Origin of the sequence: Streptomyces sp. NPDC091371, from assembly GCF_040684275.1 — a bacterium.
In the GTDB taxonomy this organism is placed as follows: Bacteria; Actinomycetota; Actinomycetes; order Streptomycetales; family Streptomycetaceae; genus Streptomyces.
In genome coordinates, this window is sequence record NZ_JBFBFP010000001.1 from 172397 (window position 1) to 189719 (window position 17323).

Sequence of the window (17323 nt, forward strand, 5' to 3'; positions counted from 1 at the left end):
ATCGGAGCACCAAAGAAGAGGTATCCGCCCAGCTGCGGCCGAGAGAGACGACAGGCGAGGACTGATGGCACCCGAACCCGAGGGAAACGGCGCCGGGATGACCGAGGGTCCTGAGCACTGGGGCGCCGGCGGCCTGGTGGGAGACGGCCGTTACCGGCTGACGCACCGGCTGGGCCGGGGCGGCATGGCCGAGGTGTTCGCCGCCGAGGACGTACGCCTGGGCCGCACCGTCGCCGTCAAGCTGCTCCGCGCCGACCTGGCCGAGGACCCCGTCTCGAAGGCCCGCTTCACGCGTGAGGCACAGTCCGTCGCCGGGCTCAACCACCACGCCGTCGTCGCCGTGTACGACTCGGGCGAGGACCGGGTCGGCCCGAACACCGTCCCGTACATCGTGATGGAGCTCGTCGAGGGCCGCACCATCCGCGACCTGCTGATCAGCGCCGAGGCCCCGGGCCCCGAGCAGGCGCTCATCATCACCTCGGGCGTGCTCGAAGCACTCGCGTACTCGCACCAGCACGGCATCGTGCACCGCGACATCAAGCCCGCCAACGTCATCATCACCGAGACCGGCGCCGTGAAGGTGATGGACTTCGGCATCGCCCGCGCCCTGCACGGCGCGCAGTCGACGATGACTCAGACCGGCATGGTCATGGGCACTCCGCAGTACCTGTCGCCGGAACAGGCCCTCGGCAAGGCCGTGGACCACCGCTCCGACCTGTACGCCACCGGCTGCCTGCTGTACGAACTCCTCGCCCTGCGGCCCCCCTTCACCGGCGAGACCCCGCTGTCGGTGGTCTACCAGCACGTGCAGGACGCCCCGGTGCCGCCCTCACAGCTGCCGGAGGGCCACAGCATCCCGCCGGAGCTCGACGGCCTGGTCATGCGCTCCCTCGCCAAGGACCCGGACGACCGGTTCCAGAGCGCCGAGGAGATGCGCGGGCTGGTCCAGTACGCCCTCCAGATGCTGCACGACCAGGGGCCGGGCACCGGCACCTGGAACACCGGCCCGGTCACCATGGCCCTGCCGCACGGCCGCGGCCCGGCCCAGACCACGGCCATGTCCACGGGCGGGACGGGCGGCCAGCCGGCCTACGGGTCGAACGCCATGACCTCGCAGTTCCAGCAGCCGATGGTGCCGCCGCTGAACCCGGACGACGGCACCGCCTTCCCCGGCGGCGGCCAGGGCGGACGGGGCGGCTACGACGGCTACGACGGGTACGACGACCGGGGCAACGGCAGCCGCTGGAAGATGTGGCTCTTCGCGGTGCTCGCGGTCGTCGCCGTGGCGGTGGGCGTGGCCTACGCCGTCAGCGAGGTGGGCGGCAAGAAGGGCGGGGACGGGCCGAGCACCCAGCAGAGCACTCCCGGCGGGCAGCCGAGCACGCCCGGAGCCTCGGCGGACACGCCGTCGCACCAGACTCCGGACCACACTCCCTCGTCCAACGACTTCTCGGTCCAGCCGAGCAAGAGCCGGACGCAGAGCTCCACCCCGTCGACCTCGCCAACGCCGACGACGTCGACCTCGCCGACGCCGACCGAGTCCAAGAGCAGTTCACCGACGGTCTCGCCGTCGCGCAGCTTCTCGTTCTCGCCGTCGCCGTCGAAGAGCGACGGCGACAGCCCGCGCAACGTGGACGACGCGGAATAGCGGAAGCAGGGATCCCGGGATCCCGGAGCGTCAGAGGGCGTGCTGGTACGCGCGGTCCGGGCTTCCGGCGAGCGAGTGCACGCTGAAGAACTGGGGTTCGATGCGCATGTAGACGGGGTCGAAGACCGCTCCGTCCACGAAATGCGGACCGGAGCCGAACAGTTCCAGTTCGGCGGTGGTCGGCTCGACGATCTGGGCCGTTCCAGTGAACTGGACCGACCACAGCCGGGGGTCCCCGGAATTGAAGTTGTCCGCCCCGTAGGCGACCACGCTGCCGTTGCAGGCCTGGTGGTAGCCGAAGCCGGCGTGCATCCTCAGAATGACCTTGTCCTCCACCACGATGTGGCGGGCGAGGGCGAGGAAGGGCAGCGCGCGCATGCTGGTGGCGACTCGGCCGTAGGGCACCTGGCGCAGCAGTTCGATGGCGTGGAGTTCCTCTGGGGACATGCGTCCCACTTTCCGGTACCGACACCGTGCCGGGAAAGAGGAGCCCGCCCCCATGATCGAGGACGTTGGTCCCGAATTGAACAGCTCGCCCCGTGGAATGAGAAGGCCACGGGGTGTCACGCTGCGTCATGGAAACGGGTAGATCAATTCCGCTTTTCGGCCTGCAGGCGGGCCACATAGGCCGCGGCCTGGGAGCGGCGCTCCATGCCCAGCTTGGAGAGCAGGCTGGAGACGTAGTTCTTGATCGTCTTCTCGGCCAGGTGCAGCCGCTCGCCGATCACGCGGTTGGTCAGGCCCTCGCCGATCAGGTCGAGGATCTTCCGCTCCTGCTCGGTGAGGTTCGAGAGCCGGTCGTCGCCCTTGCCGTTCTTGCCGTCGCGCAGCCGCTCCAGCACCCGGGCGGTGGCCACCGGGTCCAGCAGCGACTTGCCCGCCGCCACGTCCCGTACGGCGCTGAGCAGCTCATTGCCGCGGATCGCCTTGAGCACGTAGCCCGAGGCGCCGGCCATGATCGCGTCGAACAGCGCCTCGTCGTCGGCGAACGAGGTCAGCATCAGGCACTTGACGTCCTCGTTCTGGGAGCGCACCTCGCGGCACACCTCCACACCGCTGCCGTCCGGCAGCCGGACGTCGAGCACGGCCACGTCGGGGCGGGTGGCGGGGATGCGGACCAGGGCGTCGGCTGCCGTACCGGCCTCGCCGACGATCTCGATGTCCTCTTCGACCGACAACAGCTCATGGACACCCCGACGTACCACTTCGTGGTCGTCCAGGAGGAATACCTTGATTTTTCCGTCTTCGCGCACGAAGTCAGTTTCACACACTCACCTCTTCCCTGCCGGAGTTACCCGGGATAACGTGCCGTTGTTCCGGCCCCCTGCAAGGCTGTGACCAGTGGTTGTTCCCGCTTCCCCGGATTTACTTGGAAATCCAAGCAAAATCGCAGGTCAAGCGGGGTTTCGCAGTTATGCGGCGCACTGGGTAACGTGCAATGCGCAGGGCACTCGCCGGGGCACCTGTCACGCCTTGATCCCGTACGCGGAGCGCACCCACCCCGTGCGCTGGTACGGATCCAGGTGAGCCGCACTGGACCCCGGAGAACCCGGGTGCCGGACCGACGGAGGAGCACCAAGTGACCGTGGAGAGCACTGCCGCGCGCAAGCCGCGACGCAGCAGCGGCACCAAGCGGGCGGCAGGCGCGGCAAACGCCGCCAAGCCCGCCGCTGCCACCGCGCAGACGCAGGACGCTGAACCTCAGCTCGTACAGCTGCTGACGCCCGAAGGGGACCGCGTCGAGAACGCGGAGAACGCAGAGTTCGCCCCCTTCGTCGCCGACATCACCACCGAGGACCTGCGCGGGCTGTACCGCGACATGGTGCTCACCCGCCGTTTCGACGGTGAGGCGACCGCACTCCAGCGGCAGGGCGAACTGGGCCTGTGGGCCTCGCTCCTCGGCCAGGAGGCTGCGCAGATCGGCTCCGGCCGGGCGCTCCGCGGCGACGACTACGTCTTCCCGACCTACCGGGAGCACGGCGTGGCCTGGTGCCGCGGCGTCGACCCGACCAACCTCCTCGGCATGTTCCGTGGCGTGAACCACGGCGGCTGGGACCCGAACACCAACAACTTCCACCTGTACACGATCGTCATCGGCTCGCAGACCCTGCACGCGACCGGTTACGCGATGGGTGTGGCCAAGGACGGCGCCGACTCGGCCGTCATCGCCTACTTCGGCGACGGCGCGTCCAGCCAGGGCGACGTGATGGAGGCCTTCAACTTCTCCGCCGTCTACAACTCGCCCGTGGTGTTCTTCTGCCAGAACAACCAGTGGGCGATCTCCGAGCCCACCGAGCGCCAGATGCGCGTGCCGCTCTACCAGCGCGCCCAGGGCTTCGGCTTCCCCGGCGTCCGCGTCGACGGCAACGACGTCCTGGCCTGCCTGGCCGTGACCCGCTGGGCGCTGGAGCGGGCCCGCCGGGGAGAGGGCCCGACCCTGGTCGAGGCGTTCACGTACCGCATGGGCGCGCACACCACCTCCGACGACCCGACGAAGTACCGGCGGGACGAGGAGACGGTGGCCTGGGAGGCCAAGGACCCGATCCTGCGCCTGAAGGCCCACCTGCTGGCCACCGGGGGCGCCGACGAGGCGTTCTTCGAGGAGCTGGAGGCCGAGAGCGAGGCCCTGGGCAAGCGGGTGCGCGAGGTCGTGCGCGCCATGCCCGACCCCGACACCATGGCGATCTTCGACAACGTCTACGCGGACGGGCACGCGCTCGTCGACGAGGAGCGCGCCCAGTTCGCCGCCTACCTCGCGTCCTTCGAGGAGGGTCACTGATGGCTGTCGAGAAGATGTCGATCGCGAAGGCGCTCAACGAGTCGCTGCGCAAGGCCATGGACCAGGACCCGAAGGTCCTGATCATGGGTGAGGACGTCGGCAAGCTGGGCGGTGTCTTCCGGATCACCGACGGCCTGCAGAAGGACTTCGGCGAGGAGCGGGTCATCGACACCCCCCTCGCGGAGTCGGGCATTGTCGGCACCGCGATCGGCCTGGCGCTGCGCGGGTACCGGCCGGTCGTGGAGATCCAGTTCGACGGGTTCGTGTTCCCGGCGTACGACCAGATCGTCACGCAGCTCGCGAAGATGCACGCCCGTGCGCTCGGCAAGATCAAGCTGCCGGTCGTCGTGCGCATCCCGTACGCGGGCGGCATCGGCGCGGTCGAGCACCACAGCGAGTCCCCGGAGGCGCTCTTCGCGCACGTGCCGGGCCTGAAGGTGGTCTCCCCGTCGAACGCGTCGGACGCGTACTGGATGCTCCAGCAGGCGATCCTCAGCGACGACCCGGTGATCTTCTTCGAGCCGAAGCGCCGCTACTGGGACAAGGGCGAGGTCGACACCGAGGCCATCCCGCACCCGCTGCACAAGGCGCGGGTGGCCCGGGACGGCGCGGACGTCACCCTGGCCGCCTACGGCCCGATGGTGAAGGTGTGCCTGGAGGCGGCGGCCGCGGCCGCCGAGGAGGGCAAGTCGGTGGAGGTCCTGGACCTGCGGTCGATGTCCCCGGTGGACTTCGACGGGATCCAGGCGTCGGTGGAGAAGACCCGTCGGCTCGTCGTCGTCCACGAGGCTCCGGTCTTCCTGGGCGTGGGCTCGGAGATCGCCGCCCGCATCACGGAGCGGTGCTTCTACCACCTGGAGGCGCCGGTGCTGCGCGTGGGCGGTTTCCACGCCCCGTACCCGCCGGCCCGCCTGGAGGACGAGTACCTGCCCGGCCTGGACCGGGTGCTCGACGCCGTCGACCGCTCGCTGGCGTTCTGAGGAGCCACGTTCATGACCATCCGCGAATTCAAGATGCCCGACGTGGGCGAGGGCCTGACCGAGGCCGAGATCCTCAAGTGGTACGTCCAGCCCGGTGACACCGTCACCGACGGGCAGGTCGTCTGCGAGGTCGAGACGGCGAAGGCGGCCGTCGAGCTGCCGATCCCGTTCGACGGCGTCGTGCACGCGCTCCTCTTCGAGGAGGGCGTCACGGTCGACGTCGGCCAGGTGATCATCTCGGTACGGACCGAGGGTGGCGCCGAGCCGGAGCCGGTGGCCGCCGAGGCCGCCCCGGCCGTCGCTGCCGCGCCCGCCCGCCAGCCCGTGCTGGTCGGCTACGGGGTCTCCGAGGCATCGACCAAGCGCCGCCCGCGCAAGGCGGTCGTGGGGACGCCCGCGCAGAACGGCACGGCTCCCGCTCCGGCCCCGGTCGCCGCGCCGGTGCTGCCCGCCGTCCCGGCCCAGCCGGCCGGTGAGCGTCCGCTGGCCAAGCCGCCCGTGCGCAAGCTCGCCAAGGACCTCGGCATCGACCTGGCCTCCGTCGTCCCCACCGGGGACGGCGGGGTCGTGACCCGCGAGGACGTCCACGCGGCGGCCGCCGCGGCCATCGCCCCGCAGGCCGCCCCGGCCCCGGCGGCGGTCTCCGTACCGGCTCCGGCCGCACCGGCTCCGGCCGCACCGGCCCAGGCTCCGGCCGCCCTCGCGGTCGAGCCCGGCGCGCGGGAGACCCGTATCCCGGTCAAGGGCGTCCGCAAGGTGACCGCGCAGGCCATGGTCGGCTCGGCCTTCACCGCGCCGCACGTCACCGAGTTCATCACCCTCGACGTGACCCGCACGATGAAGCTGGTCCAGGAGCTCAAGGACGACCCGGACCTCGCCGGTCTGCGGATCAACCCGCTGCTCCTGATCGCCAAGGCGGTCCTGGTGGCCATCCGCCGCAACCCGGACGTCAACGCGTCCTGGGACGAGGCGGCCCAGGAGATCGTGCTCAAGCACTACGTCAACCTGGGCATCGCGGCGGCCACCCCCCGCGGGCTGATCGTCCCGAACATCAAGGACGCCCACGCCAAGACCCTCGGCGAGCTCTCGGAGTCCCTGTCCTCGCTGGTCGCCACGGCCCGCGACGGCAAGACCTCCCCGGCCGACATGCAGAACGGCACCATCACCATCACCAACGTCGGCGTCTTCGGCGTCGACACCGGCACGCCCATCCTGAACCCCGGCGAGTCCGCGATCCTCGCGGTCGGCGCGATCAAGCTCCAGCCGTGGGTCCACAAGGGCAAGGTGAAGCCGCGCCAGGTCACCACCCTGGCCCTGTCGTTCGACCACCGCCTCATCGACGGCGAACTCGGCTCCCGCTTCCTGGCCGACATCGCGGCGGTCCTGGAACACCCCCGCCGCCTGATCACCTGGTCCTGACCGGACGCGCGCACGCGTGCCCTCCCGCCGCCCACGGGCCGGTGGGAGGGCACGCGCGGGTCCGCCCGCGCCCGGATCGGCGGATCAGCAGGTGATGTAGCTCATCTGCACCGAGGTGAAGGTCCTGCCCGACGGGGCGTAGAGGTTCACCGGCGAGGAGTCGCCCTTGGGGCCGGCCCAGGCGCTGTCGTGGTAGCCGCCGCCCGAGAGGTACCCACGCACGAACGGACAGCGGCCGTCCGCATTGGTGTCGTGGACGGTGCCCGTGACACGGGTGTTGCCGTCGCACCACTGGCCGTTGGCGTAGCCCTGGCTCGAGCTGATGGACCAGTTCTGGTTGCAGGCGAGCACGCCCGAGCTTCCGGCGCTCGCGGCGGGAGCCGTCACCACGAGTGCGGTGGCGGCGAGGCCGACGGCGGCGAGGGCACTGCCGAAGGTGTGGCGCTTGCGAGACGAGATCGTGCTGATCACGGTACCTCCCAAGAGGGTGCAGGGTCGCTGATCGCTCCCTGACGCAAAGTCAAACTAGCTACTCGCGCCGCTGATCGATGCGCGTCGCGGTGAACTGCCCGCCCCGTGGGCACGCATTGGCCCGAACCATTACCGGCCCGCGGTGACCCTTCCGAGGGCCTATACCGCTGGCCAGTGCCCTGCCGCCGGCAGCGGACGGAAACCTCCGCCGGACCGGCCGCACGCAGGCAGTTGGCGCGACCATTTCGGTGCTCTCGCGGGCGGGGGACCCGGGCAGCGGGCCGGACGAAAACGCCTGGGCAGGGGGCCGGTGCCGTGTGATCATCGCCGGATGTTCTTTCGCGCTGCCACCGCAGACCCCGCCGACATCGACCGCGCCCTGGCCTACCCGGCCGACGAGCCCGTCGCCGCCCTGACCGCCGACAAGATCCGCGAGGAGCTCGCCGAGAACCGGATGCGCCCCGAGTGGATCTGGTTCGCCGAGGACGAGGACGGCGAGATCCTGGCCCGCGCCCTGTGGTGGGGGCGCGCCGACAGCGAGCGGCCGATCGCGCTCGACTGCCTCCAGGTGCGGTCCACGGTGTCCGACGAGCCCGGTGTCGCCGCCGCACTGCTGGCGGCCGGGCACGAGGCCTTCGGCAACCGCCCGCTGTACAACATGACCCTGCCCGCCGACTGGCGGGAGCGCCCCGAACTGCTCGGGGCGATCACCTGGCGCCTGGAAGCCGGCATCCGGACCGGCCTGAGCAGCGCGATCGAGCGGCTGCGCTACGAGTGGACCCCCGAGGCGGGCACGCCGGAGCCCACCGGCCGGCTCGTCTTCCGGGAGGGCACCGACGAGGAGTTCCTGGAGGCCTTCGTCCGCCTCTCGGAGGGCAGCCTCGACCAGCACACGCAGGCCGAACTCCGCACGATGGACGCGGAGCAGCTCGCCCGCGAGGACATCGAGTTCTACCTCGACTGCCCCGGCGAGCGCTCCTGGTGGCGGCTCGCCCACCTCCCGGACGGCACCCTCGCGGGCATGGCGATCCCCTCGGCGACCCCGTACCACCGCAACGTCGGCTACCTGGGCGTCGTACCGGAGCAGCGCGGCAAGGGCCTGATCGACGAGATCCTCGGCGAGATCACCCGCTTCCACGCGGCCGAGGGCGCCGAGCGGATCACCGCGACCACCGACACCGTCAACGCCCCGATGGCCGCCGCCTTCGACCGCGCGGGCTACGGCGTCAGCGAGATCCGCCTGGTCCTGGAGGTGCCGTCCGGGGCGTGAGCCCGGAGAGGTAGCCTCGCGCCGGGAGGGGGGTCCGGGGTGCCATTCGCCGAACTGCAGGTGTACTCCGTCGAGGAGGCCGACGTCACGGGCGGCGTGTGCGTCGTCCGCTGCGTCGGCGGGGTCGCACGGGCCGGGCAGGTCTTCGCCGTCGGGGAGCTCCGGCTCTGGCTGCGCCGCATCGAGCGGTACGGGCGGCCCGTCGCCTTCTTCGACGCCGGGCACACCGCGAAGGTCCACCTCACGGGCGCCGTGGTCGCGCTGCTCAGCCGGGGCCAGGTGCTGACCTCGGTCCCGCCCGACGGGCACACACTGCCGGACCTGGAGGCCTGGCTGGCCACGGACCCGCCGCTGCTCGACGAGCCCGCCCCGCGGCCCCTGCGGGTCATGGCCGGCTCGCGCATGCAGGACGAGCGCCTGCCGGACGAGACCCGCCTGCGCTGGGGCCGGGTGGCGCTGGCCGCGGTGTACCGCTGCGCGCGGGCCGAGGGGACGAGCGACCTGGCCCGGGCGCCCGAGGTGGCCTACGTACGCGGCTACCTGATCCGCACCTTCGGCCCGGAGCGCGGCGGCGACCCGGCGGCGCTGTGCCGGGAGCTGCTCGCGCTGATCGACCTGACCCCGCGGGAGGCCGCGGAGCGGGGGCGGATCTGGCGGGACCTCCCCGCGGCCGAGATCCTGCACCTGCGGCGCATCAAGTTCCTGATCCCGTGGCTGGTCCTCGTACGGCCACACCTCGCGGAGGACGATCCGCTGGCGGAGGCGGTGGACGTGTGGGCGGCGGTACGGCCGGAGCTGCCTTAGGTTTTGTCCGGCGGATCACGAGTTTCCGCGCGGGTGGGCCTTCTTCGGGTAGCGGCGGTAGAAGTCCGCCAGCTCCTCGAGCGCCTTCGCCGCGCGGGCCGTCACGTCCGCCCTGCCCACCTCGTGGTGGGCGACCGGGAACCAGACCGTGCCGGGCTTGCGGTCCCATTCGAAGACGTCCGGCGCGGCGGCGCGGACGTAACAGATCGTGCCCACCGGGTTGGAATCGAAGGCGAGTTCGAGCTCCTGGAAGTCCGTCCGGCCGCCGGTCGGGTCGCTGACGAAGACCGGCTGGAACTCCTCCGAGTACGACTCCGCGTGCTTGATCTGGTCCTTGACCAGGTGGGAGTACCGCTCCAGATAGCCGAGTTCGCCGAAGGCGTCGAGCGCCGCCGCCACGGCCGGCAGCGGATCGACGTGGAGGAAGTCGGTGTCGGTGAGGACGGTTCCGGCGGCGTCCTTCAGGGCGATGCGCGTGCGCAGCGCGAAGTCGATGCCGAGGGCCCGGCCGTCGAAGTCGGTGAACGGCGCGTACCAGGGGAGCCGCCCGTCGAACGGGATCTGCCGCTCCGTGCCGGCCGGGATGGCGAAGCGGACGCCCCCGGTGTGGAAGAACGCCAGGTGGTCCGTGATCACCGCGCCACTCCGCCGATACATCGTGGCGACCGGCTGGAGGACGATGTCCTCGGTCAGCAGGTCGGCTGCCCCGGCGCGGATCACCAGCCGGCCGCTGACCTCGGCGCCCGGGCGGAGGGTGCGGGTGCTGATCCTGCTGTCGATCTCGGGCCCGTCGGCGCCCGCGTCGCCGTCCCCGATCGTTTCCTCGCCCGCCTCGAACAGCTTGCGGAATGCCACCGTCCGCCCCCTCCCCGTACGCCTTGGGGCACGAGCCTAGCCGGAGGCCGGATCCCCGCCGCGGGTTAGGCTTTTGGGGGCTCGACAGGGGAGGAAACGGTGGGGCTGCTCAGACTCTTGGGGTTCGGGCGCGGGGGCGGGGACGACGGGGGTACGCGCGAGGCCGCCGCCGCTCAGGACAAGGCGCCGCCCGAGATCGACACCGTCATCGGCACTGTCGACGCGCGGCCCGGCGAGTGGCTCAATGGCGAGGTCGTGTTCCGGGGCGGCGGTACGGGGCTGAAGGTCGACCGCTACGACCTGTGGGTCATGGCCAAGGCCCTGACCACGTACGGTGCCACGCGCGAGATGGAAGTGGCCCGGCTCGTGCCCGCCGGCTGGGAGAACTCCGCCGAGGTGGCGCCCGGCGCCGAGCACCGGATCCGGTTCAGCGGGCGGCTGCCCTGGGAGTGCCCGGTCACCGAGCTCGGCGGCCGGTCCATGGGTATCGACCTGTCGGTGGTCACCACGGTCAGCGTCCGCGAGACCGACGTGGTGAAGGACATCGACTTCCTGCACGTGGCCGCGCCGCCGCTGCACGAGGCGGTGATGGACGCGTTCTTCGCCGACGGGTACAGCCGCGTCGAGGCACAGCTGGCGGACGAGACCGCCCCGTACGTCGAGCAGCGCCGCTCCTGGCTCCAGAACTACTACCTGGAGGACCCGGGCCGGGGGGTCGACGACTTCGCGGAGATCGAGGTGTCCCTCGTCAACAGCCAGGTCGGCGCCCTCGTCTTCGTACGCCGTGCGGACCGGGACAGGATCGGCTGGCAGCAGAAGCCCCCCGCGCTGTGGTTCCCCGTCGCGCATCACGAGGTCGGCGAGGCCGACCTCGGCGCCCGCGTCCGCGAGGCGCTGGCCGACCTCCCAGGCCTGGACCGCCTCGGGAGGCGGTGAGCCCGCTTTCGCGCGGTGGGCGTTCTGCCGGACACCCCCTAGCCCTCTGCGCGGGCGGCGTTGCCGAGGACCTTGGTCGGGGTGATGCGGACGACGACCCGTACGGCCTCGTCGGCGCCCTCCGCGTACTCCTTGCCGCCGCCCGGGCCGAGGTACTCCTCGGCTATGCGGACGGCCACCGCGCGGCCGGTGTCCTCGGTGACGGTGGCGGTGCCGCGGATCTCGGCGTACTGGTAGGGGTTGGCCAGGTCGAAGACGGTGATGCCGACCCGGGCGTCCCGGACGATGTTCCGCTCCTTGCGGCGGCCCTGCTCGGTGGAGATCAGGATGTCGTGCCCGTCGCGGCTCACCCAGACCACGGAACTCTGGGGGCTGCCGTCGGGGTTGAGGGTGGACAGGACGGCGGGGTGGGGCGCGTCCAGCAGCCGGCGCACGGCGCCGTTCAGCTCAATTGTCATGCGGGCCAGGCTAGTTGGCGGTGCGGGATTCGGCTCTCCGACTAGACGAAGTCGGGCCGTCGATGGCCAGCTCGGCCCAGACGGTCTTCCCGACGACCCGCTCGGCGGCGCCCCAGCGCTCGGAGAGTGCACCCACGATGTGCAGGCCGCGTCCGTACTGCTCGTCGTGGCCGGCCACCCGCGGCTCGGGCCGCCGCTCGCCTTTCGGGTCGGTGACCGCGATACGGAGCACTGCTCCGCGGAGTTCCACCTCCACCCGGAGGTACCGGTCCCACACCGAGCCGTGGAGCAGTGCGTTGGTGGTCAACTCGCTGGTCAGCAGGGCCGCGTCCGCTGCCGCGTGCGGGTACCCCCACGCCACGGCGAGCCACGCGGCCCGGCGCCGGGCCGCCGGTACCGAGTCCTGCCGGGGCGGGTAGTTCCGTACGTCGTACCTGTCCATCTCCCGAGCACCTCCTGTGCGGGCGGTGGCATGCCGGCGCCTTGTGGGCAGCGCGGTGCACTTCCGCCAACTGACGCTGTGCAGTGAGCAGTTCGTCACCGACGGTAGGGGGCTGCCAGTTCTGGGGGCAAGCGGTTCGGGGAATATATTCCCCGTACGGATTACGGGGGTGTCGACGCCTGCGCGCGGGGGCGGGAGACTGAGCCGGTGAACCGTGGAACACGTGAGGGCCAGGGAAACCGGACGTCGACGGTGCTGGGGCGCCGGCTGGGCGGGGAGCTGCACAAGTTGCGCGCGGCTGCGGGCAGGACGCAGCTCCAGGCGGCGCAGGCGATCAGCGCCACGGCGACGAAGATCGTGAAGATGGAGAGCGGCTGGGTGCCCATGCGGGACCCGGACATCCGTGTGCTGTGCGAGTTCTACGGAGTCGCGGACGCGAAGTTCGTCAGTGGACTGCTCGACCTGGCCCGGCTCGACCGTGAGCGCCGGAAGGCCAAGGGCTGGTGGCAGCAGATGCACCTCGTCGGCAACCTGGCCGAGTACATCGCCATGGAGGAGGTCGCCACGCGCATCCGCACGTGGCAGCTCGCGCTCATCCCCGGCCTGCTCCAAACCCCCGAGTACATCAGGGCATTGGGCGTGAAGTCCGAGTGGTCGCACCCCGACGAGATCGAGGTGCTGGTGACGTCACGGACCAAGCGGCAGGCGCGGCTGTGGGGCGACTCGCCCCTGGAGTTCCACGCGGTGCTGTGGGAGGCGGCGTTGCGCCAGCAGATCGGCAGCCCGGACGTGATGCGCGGGCAGCTCAACCACTTGGCCGAGATGGCCAGACGGCCCCATATCCACGTGCAGGTGCTGCCCTTCCGCGCGGGAGCGCACCATGGCGCATCAGGTGCGTTCAACATCGTCTCGTTCGCCGAGCCCGGGGCTTTGGACGTGGCCTATGCCGAGACCGTCGCAGCTAAGGTGTGGGTGGAGGGTTCGGAAGGCAACGAGGCGTTCAGCCAGGCCTTCGCCCGGGTGTCCCGCCTGAGTCTTTCGCCGCACGACTCCATGAACCTGATCGACGCCATCAGCAAAGGTATGTAGCCCGTGAACGAGTTCGAGTTCGTGAAGTCCAGCTACAGCGACGACAAGGCTGACAGCGAGTGCGTGGAGGTGGCGATGAACGTGACGGGGACGGTCGCCGTCCGGGACAGCAAGCAGACGGCCGGGCCGGTCGTCCGGGTCACCGGCACCGCGTGGGCGGCCTTCGCCGGGGCGGTGCGGTGAAGGAAGTCACCGTGTACTGGCGGCCCGGCTGCGCGTTCTGCATCAAGCTGCGCACGCAACTGCGGCTGGCCGGGATCCCGTACGGGAAGGTCAACATCTGGAAGGACCCCGACGCGGCGGCCTTCGTGCGGAGCGTGGCCGACGGCAACGAGACCGTGCCGACGGTAGTGGTCGGCGACCACCCCGCCATGGTCAATCCGAGCCTTGGCCAGGTTCGGGAGGCCCTGCACGGCTGAGCACGCCGGCCCGGCAGAGCGGTTTCCAGTAACGGAAACCCCAGTCCCTTGCACGTCATGAGCAGGGCTCGGGATGATCGATCCGTGGATGGCAACCGGTAGAGGGGGCACCTTGCTTGTTCGGAAACTTGTCAGCTCGTGCGATGACGGGGACTGCCCCACGTTGTACGTGACAGACCGGCAGACCCTGCTCGTGCAGGGCGAGACCCCAACCGACCACGGCCTGACGCTGCCTGGGCGCGAGACGGTCGTGGAGATCCCCATCGAACTGATTCGAAGGGCCGTCCGTGACAACCTCATCTAGGACTCTCGGGGAGTGGTTCGAGGAATTCGAGGGCGAAGCGTTCCGGCTGGAAACCATGGACGACTACAGCCGGTCCGGAGGAGTCGAGGCCTATCAGGCGTTTCTGGCCGGCGAGCCCCAGCCCGCCTCGTACAAGGCGGCGGATTGGGTGGCCACCGTGAGGAAGGCCACGCAGGCGGGTAAACGCATGTATCGCGTCCACATCCTTGCCCGGCCGCTGACCCCGTATCTGCAGTTTGAACTCGGGTGGGGTTATCAGCGCAACGCGCAGGCCGGTGAAGAGTTCTATATTCTCGACGTCACGGAGCGGGAGAATCCAATTCCTGACGCTCCTGACTTCTGGCTGTTTGACGATCAGAACTGCGGGGTCATGAGCTACGACAAGGCTGGCAAGTATCTCGGATCTGAGTTCGTTGACCAGGACAGGGTGGCCGAATTCACTGCATATCGCGATGTGGCTATGGCGCACGCCGAGCCGTTCTCTGAATGGTGGGCAAAGTACGGAGCGTGAACAGAACGGATCTGGGGGCCGCGCTACGGGCGCTGCGAGAGGCGTCCGGCAAGGAGGCCAAAGCTGTCGCCCGTGGCGCGCTCATGTCTCCGAGCAAGCTCAGCAAGATTGAGAACGGCCGTACGTCGCCAGGCGTCATGGACGTGGAACGCATCCTGACTGCCATAGGTGTATCCGATGAGGTCAAGGCCGAGTACATGGCCGCAGTGCGAGCAGCGGCGACCGAGGCGGTCGCGTGGCGGCAGTTCCGGCGACTGGGATACCACAGGAAGCAGCATCAGATTCGTGCTTTGGACGAGTCTATGGCCGTTCTCAAGCTGTTTCAGCCCGCGCTGATTCCGGGTCTGTTGCAGATTCCTGAGTATGTGCGCGCAATCCTGGCGCGGAAGGATCTGGGGGAGGAGGCTCTGTCTCGTACGATTGCCGCGCGCATCGACAGGCAGCAGGTGCTGTACGACTCGGCCAAAGTGTTTCAATTCGTTATCACGGAGTCCGTCCTGCGGTGGCGAATGGTGCCTGCAGTGATGATGGCTGCCCAGCTCGACCGGCTGGTCTCCGTGTCGCGTCTGCCGAATGTGAGTATCCGAATCATCCCCCTTTCTGTCGGTCAACTGGACGTACCGGCCCATTCGTTTGTGATACGAGATGAGAAGGTGGTGACGGTCGAAACCATTCACGCGGAGCTGGCTATCACCGATCCTCGGGATGTCGCTCTCTATGTGAAGAAGTTCGACGGATTCGCTGCCGCAGGACTTTCCGGTGATGCGATGCGGGGGCTGCTCGAAGGCATCCGGGATGAATTCTTGCGAGAACAGGAAATGGGCTAGAACCTCGTCGCCCGCTCCCGACAGCATGGGCTGCCGACAGCACCCCCATCCGTGGAGAGAGGGAGTCTCACGATGACGACGACGCTGGAAACCCCTACCGCTTTGCGGTGCGGACGGGACCTCGTACGGCCCGAGCTGTTCGCGCGGCTGGCCGCCTTCTGCGCCGAGGAGTACGGGCAGGAACGGGTCCTGGCGGAGAGGGTGATGGACCAGGCGCTTGCCTTCCTCAAGGTCATGGGCGACGACCGTGCGTTCGACATGACCCCGTCCGAGACCGTCGACCCCGGATGGCACTCGTTCGTACTCCACACACAGGCGTACGCCGCGTGGTGTGAGGAGCAGTTCGGGTACTTCCTCGGTCACGAGCCCAAAGCCGCCGTCCGCACCCGCCCCCTGATCGGCTCCGTCGCGGAGCGCATCAAGGCGGCCGGGTTCTTCGTGGACGAGCGGCTGTGGGGTGCCGCGAAGGAGTGCAACCCGCCGGCCTGCTGCGGCGACGGCGACGGCTGCTGATCCGGCTCGAAGGAGAGCCCCGGGTGCGGCCAATGCGCCCGGGGTTCACCCCGAACAGAGGTATAGCGCATGTCAGTTGAAGAGACTCTGGCCGGGCGGAGCCGTGTCACGCTGTTCCGGATGTTCGGCTCCGTCTTCGGCTACGCCACCCACTCGCTCGATGCGCGGAACCTCGGCGAAGTCGCGGTAGTCGGCCCTCTGAGCCCGGGTGTCGAGTGGGGTCGGTTGTGGCAGATGGCGCGGACGATGTGCCGTCCCTCCGACGGGGACGGCGAACACGCGCGATGGATCATGGCGCAGGCGAACCGCTCGTTCATCTGCGGGAGCGATGTGGTCGTGAAGCTGCCCCAGGGGACGTGGAAGCTCGTGCGGGGGAAGTGCGCAGACCTCGGCGGGTACTGCAATCGTGATCACCTCTGGACGGGAGCCCTGACCGTGGAGGAGGTCACCCCGGACCAGGTGGCTGCGTACGAGCCGGTCTACCAGGCGTAGTCAGAGCGGACCCGACTCCGCCGTGGTCAGTCCGAGGCCCCGCCGGTTCCGGGAGGCCGCCGGCCTTCGATGACGGGGGTCAGGCCGTTGAGGAGGGCCCGCAGGCCGAAGTCGAAGAGGGCGTCCAGGCGCAGGTCGTAGCCGTTCTCGAACGCGCCGACCGTCTTGGCGAAGGCCGGGAAGCGGCCGGACTCCACCAGTTCGCCGAGGGCTTCGGCACGGCTGTCCATCCACTGCTCCTCCGACTGGCCCGTCGCCGCTTCGGCGTGCGCCTCCATCTCCAGGTGCACCGCCAGGCCCTGGACGTGGCTGAACAGCAGCACGTGGATGTCGAACACCGTGGTCGGGTCGAGGCCGTGCCCGTCGAGGGCCTCCAGGACCCATTCTCCGTGGACCATCAGGTTCGGTACGAGCAACGGGCGGGTGAGGGAGCCCAGTTGGGCCAGCCACGGGTGTTTCCGGTACAGGCGCCACAGGGTCCGCCCGCTCATCTCGATGCGGGAGCGCCAGTCCTCGGGGGCGTCGGCCGGGTAGGTCTCCTCGCCGAATGCCGCGTCGGCCATGAGGAGGACGAGGTCCTCCTTGCTCGGTACGTACCGGTACGTCGACATCGGCGCGACGCCGAGCCGGCCCGCGATGCCGCGCATGGAGAGCGCGGCCAGGCCTTCGGTGTCGGCGATCTCGATGGCGGTGCGGACGATCCGGTCGAGGGTCAGCTCCCGCTCGGGATCCGGGGCCGGTGACGGGCGTCGGCGGGGTTGTGGGGCGGGCACCGTTCCGGCGACGACCGTGCCGGTGCGGGGGCGGGTCTCGACGAGGCCCTCCAGGCGCAGGGTGGTCAGCGCCTTGGTGGCGGTGGCGAGCGCGACGCCCCAGTCGCGGGCCATCGCGCGCGTCGAGGGGACCGGGTCTCCGGGGCCGAGCTCGCCGTCGGCGATGCGCTGCCGGACGGCGGCGACGATGCGCAGGTAGGGCGGATCCCCCGCCGGGGGTGTGGCCTTCGTCACGTCCTGCCGCCTCCCTGTCCTGTACTAGTGCAGAGGGTAGCAGCGGCGATGTCGGTCGGGTGGCGTCTGCCCTAGTACAGGTTTGCTGTTTGGGCAGTT

Annotated in this window: 22 protein-coding genes; 15 read left to right on the top strand and 7 right to left on the bottom strand. The window is 69.9% G+C overall.

The window, feature by feature from the left end; all coding sequences use genetic code 11:
* The first annotated feature begins 64 nt into the window (after positions 1-64).
* Positions 65-1648, top strand: coding sequence for a protein kinase (locus AB0O21_RS00815; RefSeq protein WP_365164514.1), 1584 nt, complete (start codon positions 65-67; stop codon positions 1646-1648).
* A gap of 30 nt (positions 1649-1678) precedes the next feature.
* Here the strand turns inward: AB0O21_RS00815 and AB0O21_RS00820 are convergent, their stop codons facing one another.
* Together AB0O21_RS00820 and AB0O21_RS00825 are read right to left on the bottom strand one after the other, a co-directional pair.
* Entirely contained in the window at positions 1679-2095 is a 417-nt protein-coding gene (locus AB0O21_RS00820; RefSeq protein ID WP_365164516.1) for a pyridoxamine 5'-phosphate oxidase family protein, read from the bottom strand.
* Between the two features lie 143 nt (positions 2096-2238).
* A complete protein-coding gene (locus tag AB0O21_RS00825; protein ID WP_365164518.1) occupies positions 2239-2901 on the bottom strand; it encodes a response regulator transcription factor in 663 nt (220 codons plus the stop codon).
* A 326-nt stretch (positions 2902-3227) separates the two neighbouring features.
* Between AB0O21_RS00825 and pdhA the strand changes: the two genes are divergently transcribed.
* The 3 genes from pdhA to AB0O21_RS00840 are packed head-to-tail and all read left to right on the top strand — an operon-like array spanning position 3228 to position 6826.
* A complete protein-coding gene (pdhA, locus tag AB0O21_RS00830) occupies positions 3228-4427 on the top strand; it encodes a pyruvate dehydrogenase (acetyl-transferring) E1 component subunit alpha (protein WP_365164520.1) in 1200 nt (399 codons plus the stop codon).
* Complete coding sequence (locus AB0O21_RS00835; protein ID WP_365164522.1) at positions 4427-5407, top strand: alpha-ketoacid dehydrogenase subunit beta; 981 nt, start codon at positions 4427-4429, stop codon at positions 5405-5407. The genes pdhA and AB0O21_RS00835 overlap by 1 nt, the downstream gene beginning before the upstream one ends.
* 12 nt (positions 5408-5419) lie before the next feature.
* The gene (locus tag AB0O21_RS00840) at positions 5420-6826 is read left to right on the top strand and encodes a dihydrolipoamide acetyltransferase family protein (protein WP_365164524.1); all 1407 of its coding nucleotides are present in this window, start codon (positions 5420-5422) and stop codon (positions 6824-6826) included.
* Positions 6827-6910: 84 nt separating this feature from the next.
* On the opposite strand, the gene AB0O21_RS00845 is transcribed toward AB0O21_RS00840, so the two are convergent.
* Entirely contained in the window at positions 6911-7297 is a 387-nt protein-coding gene (locus AB0O21_RS00845; RefSeq protein ID WP_365164527.1) for a hypothetical protein, read from the bottom strand.
* A gap of 331 nt (positions 7298-7628) precedes the next feature.
* Between AB0O21_RS00845 and AB0O21_RS00850 the strand changes: the two genes are divergently transcribed.
* Both AB0O21_RS00850 and AB0O21_RS00855 read left to right on the top strand, forming a co-directional pair.
* A complete protein-coding gene (locus AB0O21_RS00850; RefSeq protein ID WP_365164529.1) occupies positions 7629-8567 on the top strand; it encodes a GNAT family N-acetyltransferase in 939 nt (312 codons plus the stop codon).
* A gap of 39 nt (positions 8568-8606) precedes the next feature.
* Positions 8607-9371, top strand: a complete 765-nt coding sequence (locus AB0O21_RS00855) for a hypothetical protein (protein WP_365164531.1) — start codon at positions 8607-8609, stop codon at positions 9369-9371.
* 15 nt (positions 9372-9386) lie between these two features.
* Here AB0O21_RS00855 and AB0O21_RS00860 read toward each other — a convergent pair whose 3' ends face one another.
* The gene (locus AB0O21_RS00860; protein ID WP_365164533.1) at positions 9387-10226 is read right to left on the bottom strand and encodes a sporulation protein; all 840 of its coding nucleotides are present in this window, start codon (positions 10224-10226) and stop codon (positions 9387-9389) included.
* 99 nt (positions 10227-10325) lie between these two features.
* On the opposite strand from AB0O21_RS00860, the gene AB0O21_RS00865 reads away from it, so the two are divergent.
* Positions 10326-11162 (top strand): sporulation protein, encoded by an 837-nt coding sequence (locus AB0O21_RS00865; RefSeq protein WP_365164535.1) that lies wholly within the window; start codon positions 10326-10328, stop codon positions 11160-11162.
* Between the two features lie 38 nt (positions 11163-11200).
* On the opposite strand, the gene AB0O21_RS00870 is transcribed toward AB0O21_RS00865, so the two are convergent.
* Both AB0O21_RS00870 and AB0O21_RS00875 read right to left on the bottom strand, forming a co-directional pair.
* Positions 11201-11620 carry a PPOX class F420-dependent oxidoreductase gene (locus AB0O21_RS00870; protein WP_365164537.1) on the bottom strand — a complete coding sequence of 140 codons (420 nt, stop codon included), beginning with the start codon at positions 11618-11620 and terminating at the stop codon, positions 11201-11203.
* Between the two features lie 10 nt (positions 11621-11630).
* Positions 11631-12062, bottom strand: coding sequence for an ATP-binding protein (locus tag AB0O21_RS00875; RefSeq protein WP_365164540.1), 432 nt, complete (start codon positions 12060-12062; stop codon positions 11631-11633).
* Between the two features lie 207 nt (positions 12063-12269).
* Here AB0O21_RS00875 and AB0O21_RS00880 point away from each other — a divergent pair, with 207 nt between their 5' ends.
* The 8 genes from AB0O21_RS00880 (at position 12270) to AB0O21_RS00915 (ending at position 16217) form a co-directional block, all read left to right on the top strand.
* Complete coding sequence (locus AB0O21_RS00880) at positions 12270-13151, top strand: helix-turn-helix transcriptional regulator (RefSeq protein ID WP_365164542.1); 882 nt, start codon at positions 12270-12272, stop codon at positions 13149-13151.
* A 3-nt stretch (positions 13152-13154) separates the two neighbouring features.
* Positions 13155-13334, top strand: coding sequence for a DUF397 domain-containing protein (locus AB0O21_RS00885; protein ID WP_365164545.1), 180 nt, complete (start codon positions 13155-13157; stop codon positions 13332-13334).
* An 11-nt stretch (positions 13335-13345) separates the two neighbouring features.
* Entirely contained in the window at positions 13346-13570 is a 225-nt protein-coding gene (locus tag AB0O21_RS00890; protein ID WP_365164548.1) for a glutaredoxin domain-containing protein, read from the top strand.
* A 112-nt stretch (positions 13571-13682) separates the two neighbouring features.
* On the top strand, positions 13683-13874 hold the full coding sequence (locus tag AB0O21_RS00895) for a hypothetical protein (protein WP_365165409.1): 192 nt from the start codon (positions 13683-13685) through the stop codon (positions 13872-13874).
* A complete protein-coding gene (locus AB0O21_RS00900) occupies positions 13858-14385 on the top strand; it encodes a DUF6879 family protein (protein WP_365164551.1) in 528 nt (175 codons plus the stop codon). The genes AB0O21_RS00895 and AB0O21_RS00900 overlap by 17 nt, the downstream gene beginning before the upstream one ends.
* Positions 14382-15212 (top strand): helix-turn-helix transcriptional regulator, encoded by an 831-nt coding sequence (locus tag AB0O21_RS00905; RefSeq protein WP_365164553.1) that lies wholly within the window; start codon positions 14382-14384, stop codon positions 15210-15212. Before AB0O21_RS00900 ends, AB0O21_RS00905 begins: the two co-directional genes overlap by 4 nt.
* 72 nt (positions 15213-15284) lie before the next feature.
* Positions 15285-15725 carry a hypothetical protein gene (locus AB0O21_RS00910; protein WP_365164555.1) on the top strand — a complete coding sequence of 147 codons (441 nt, stop codon included), beginning with the start codon at positions 15285-15287 and terminating at the stop codon, positions 15723-15725.
* A 69-nt stretch (positions 15726-15794) separates the two neighbouring features.
* Positions 15795-16217, top strand: a complete 423-nt coding sequence (locus AB0O21_RS00915; RefSeq protein ID WP_365164557.1) for a hypothetical protein — start codon at positions 15795-15797, stop codon at positions 16215-16217.
* A gap of 26 nt (positions 16218-16243) precedes the next feature.
* On the opposite strand, the gene AB0O21_RS00920 is transcribed toward AB0O21_RS00915, so the two are convergent.
* A complete protein-coding gene (locus tag AB0O21_RS00920; protein ID WP_365164560.1) occupies positions 16244-17224 on the bottom strand; it encodes a TetR/AcrR family transcriptional regulator C-terminal domain-containing protein in 981 nt (326 codons plus the stop codon).
* Between the last annotated feature and the right edge of the window lie 99 nt (positions 17225-17323).

Coding starts and splice junctions, on each gene's coding strand:
- AB0O21_RS00820 (WP_365164516.1), bottom strand. CDS start 2,095: ATGTCCCCAGAGGAACTCCACGCCATCGAACTGCTGCGCCAGGTGCCC.
- AB0O21_RS00870 (WP_365164537.1), bottom strand. CDS start 11,620: ATGACAATTGAGCTGAACGGCGCCGTGCGCCGGCTGCTGGACGCGCCC.
- AB0O21_RS00815 (WP_365164514.1), top strand. CDS start 65: ATGGCACCCGAACCCGAGGGAAACGGCGCCGGGATGACCGAGGGTCCT.
- AB0O21_RS00915 (WP_365164557.1), top strand. CDS start 15,795: ATGTCAGTTGAAGAGACTCTGGCCGGGCGGAGCCGTGTCACGCTGTTC.
- AB0O21_RS00910 (WP_365164555.1), top strand. CDS start 15,285: ATGACGACGACGCTGGAAACCCCTACCGCTTTGCGGTGCGGACGGGAC.
- AB0O21_RS00875 (WP_365164540.1), bottom strand. CDS start 12,062: ATGGACAGGTACGACGTACGGAACTACCCGCCCCGGCAGGACTCGGTA.
- AB0O21_RS00840 (WP_365164524.1), top strand. CDS start 5,420: ATGACCATCCGCGAATTCAAGATGCCCGACGTGGGCGAGGGCCTGACC.
- AB0O21_RS00850 (WP_365164529.1), top strand. CDS start 7,629: ATGTTCTTTCGCGCTGCCACCGCAGACCCCGCCGACATCGACCGCGCC.
- AB0O21_RS00835 (WP_365164522.1), top strand. CDS start 4,427: ATGGCTGTCGAGAAGATGTCGATCGCGAAGGCGCTCAACGAGTCGCTG.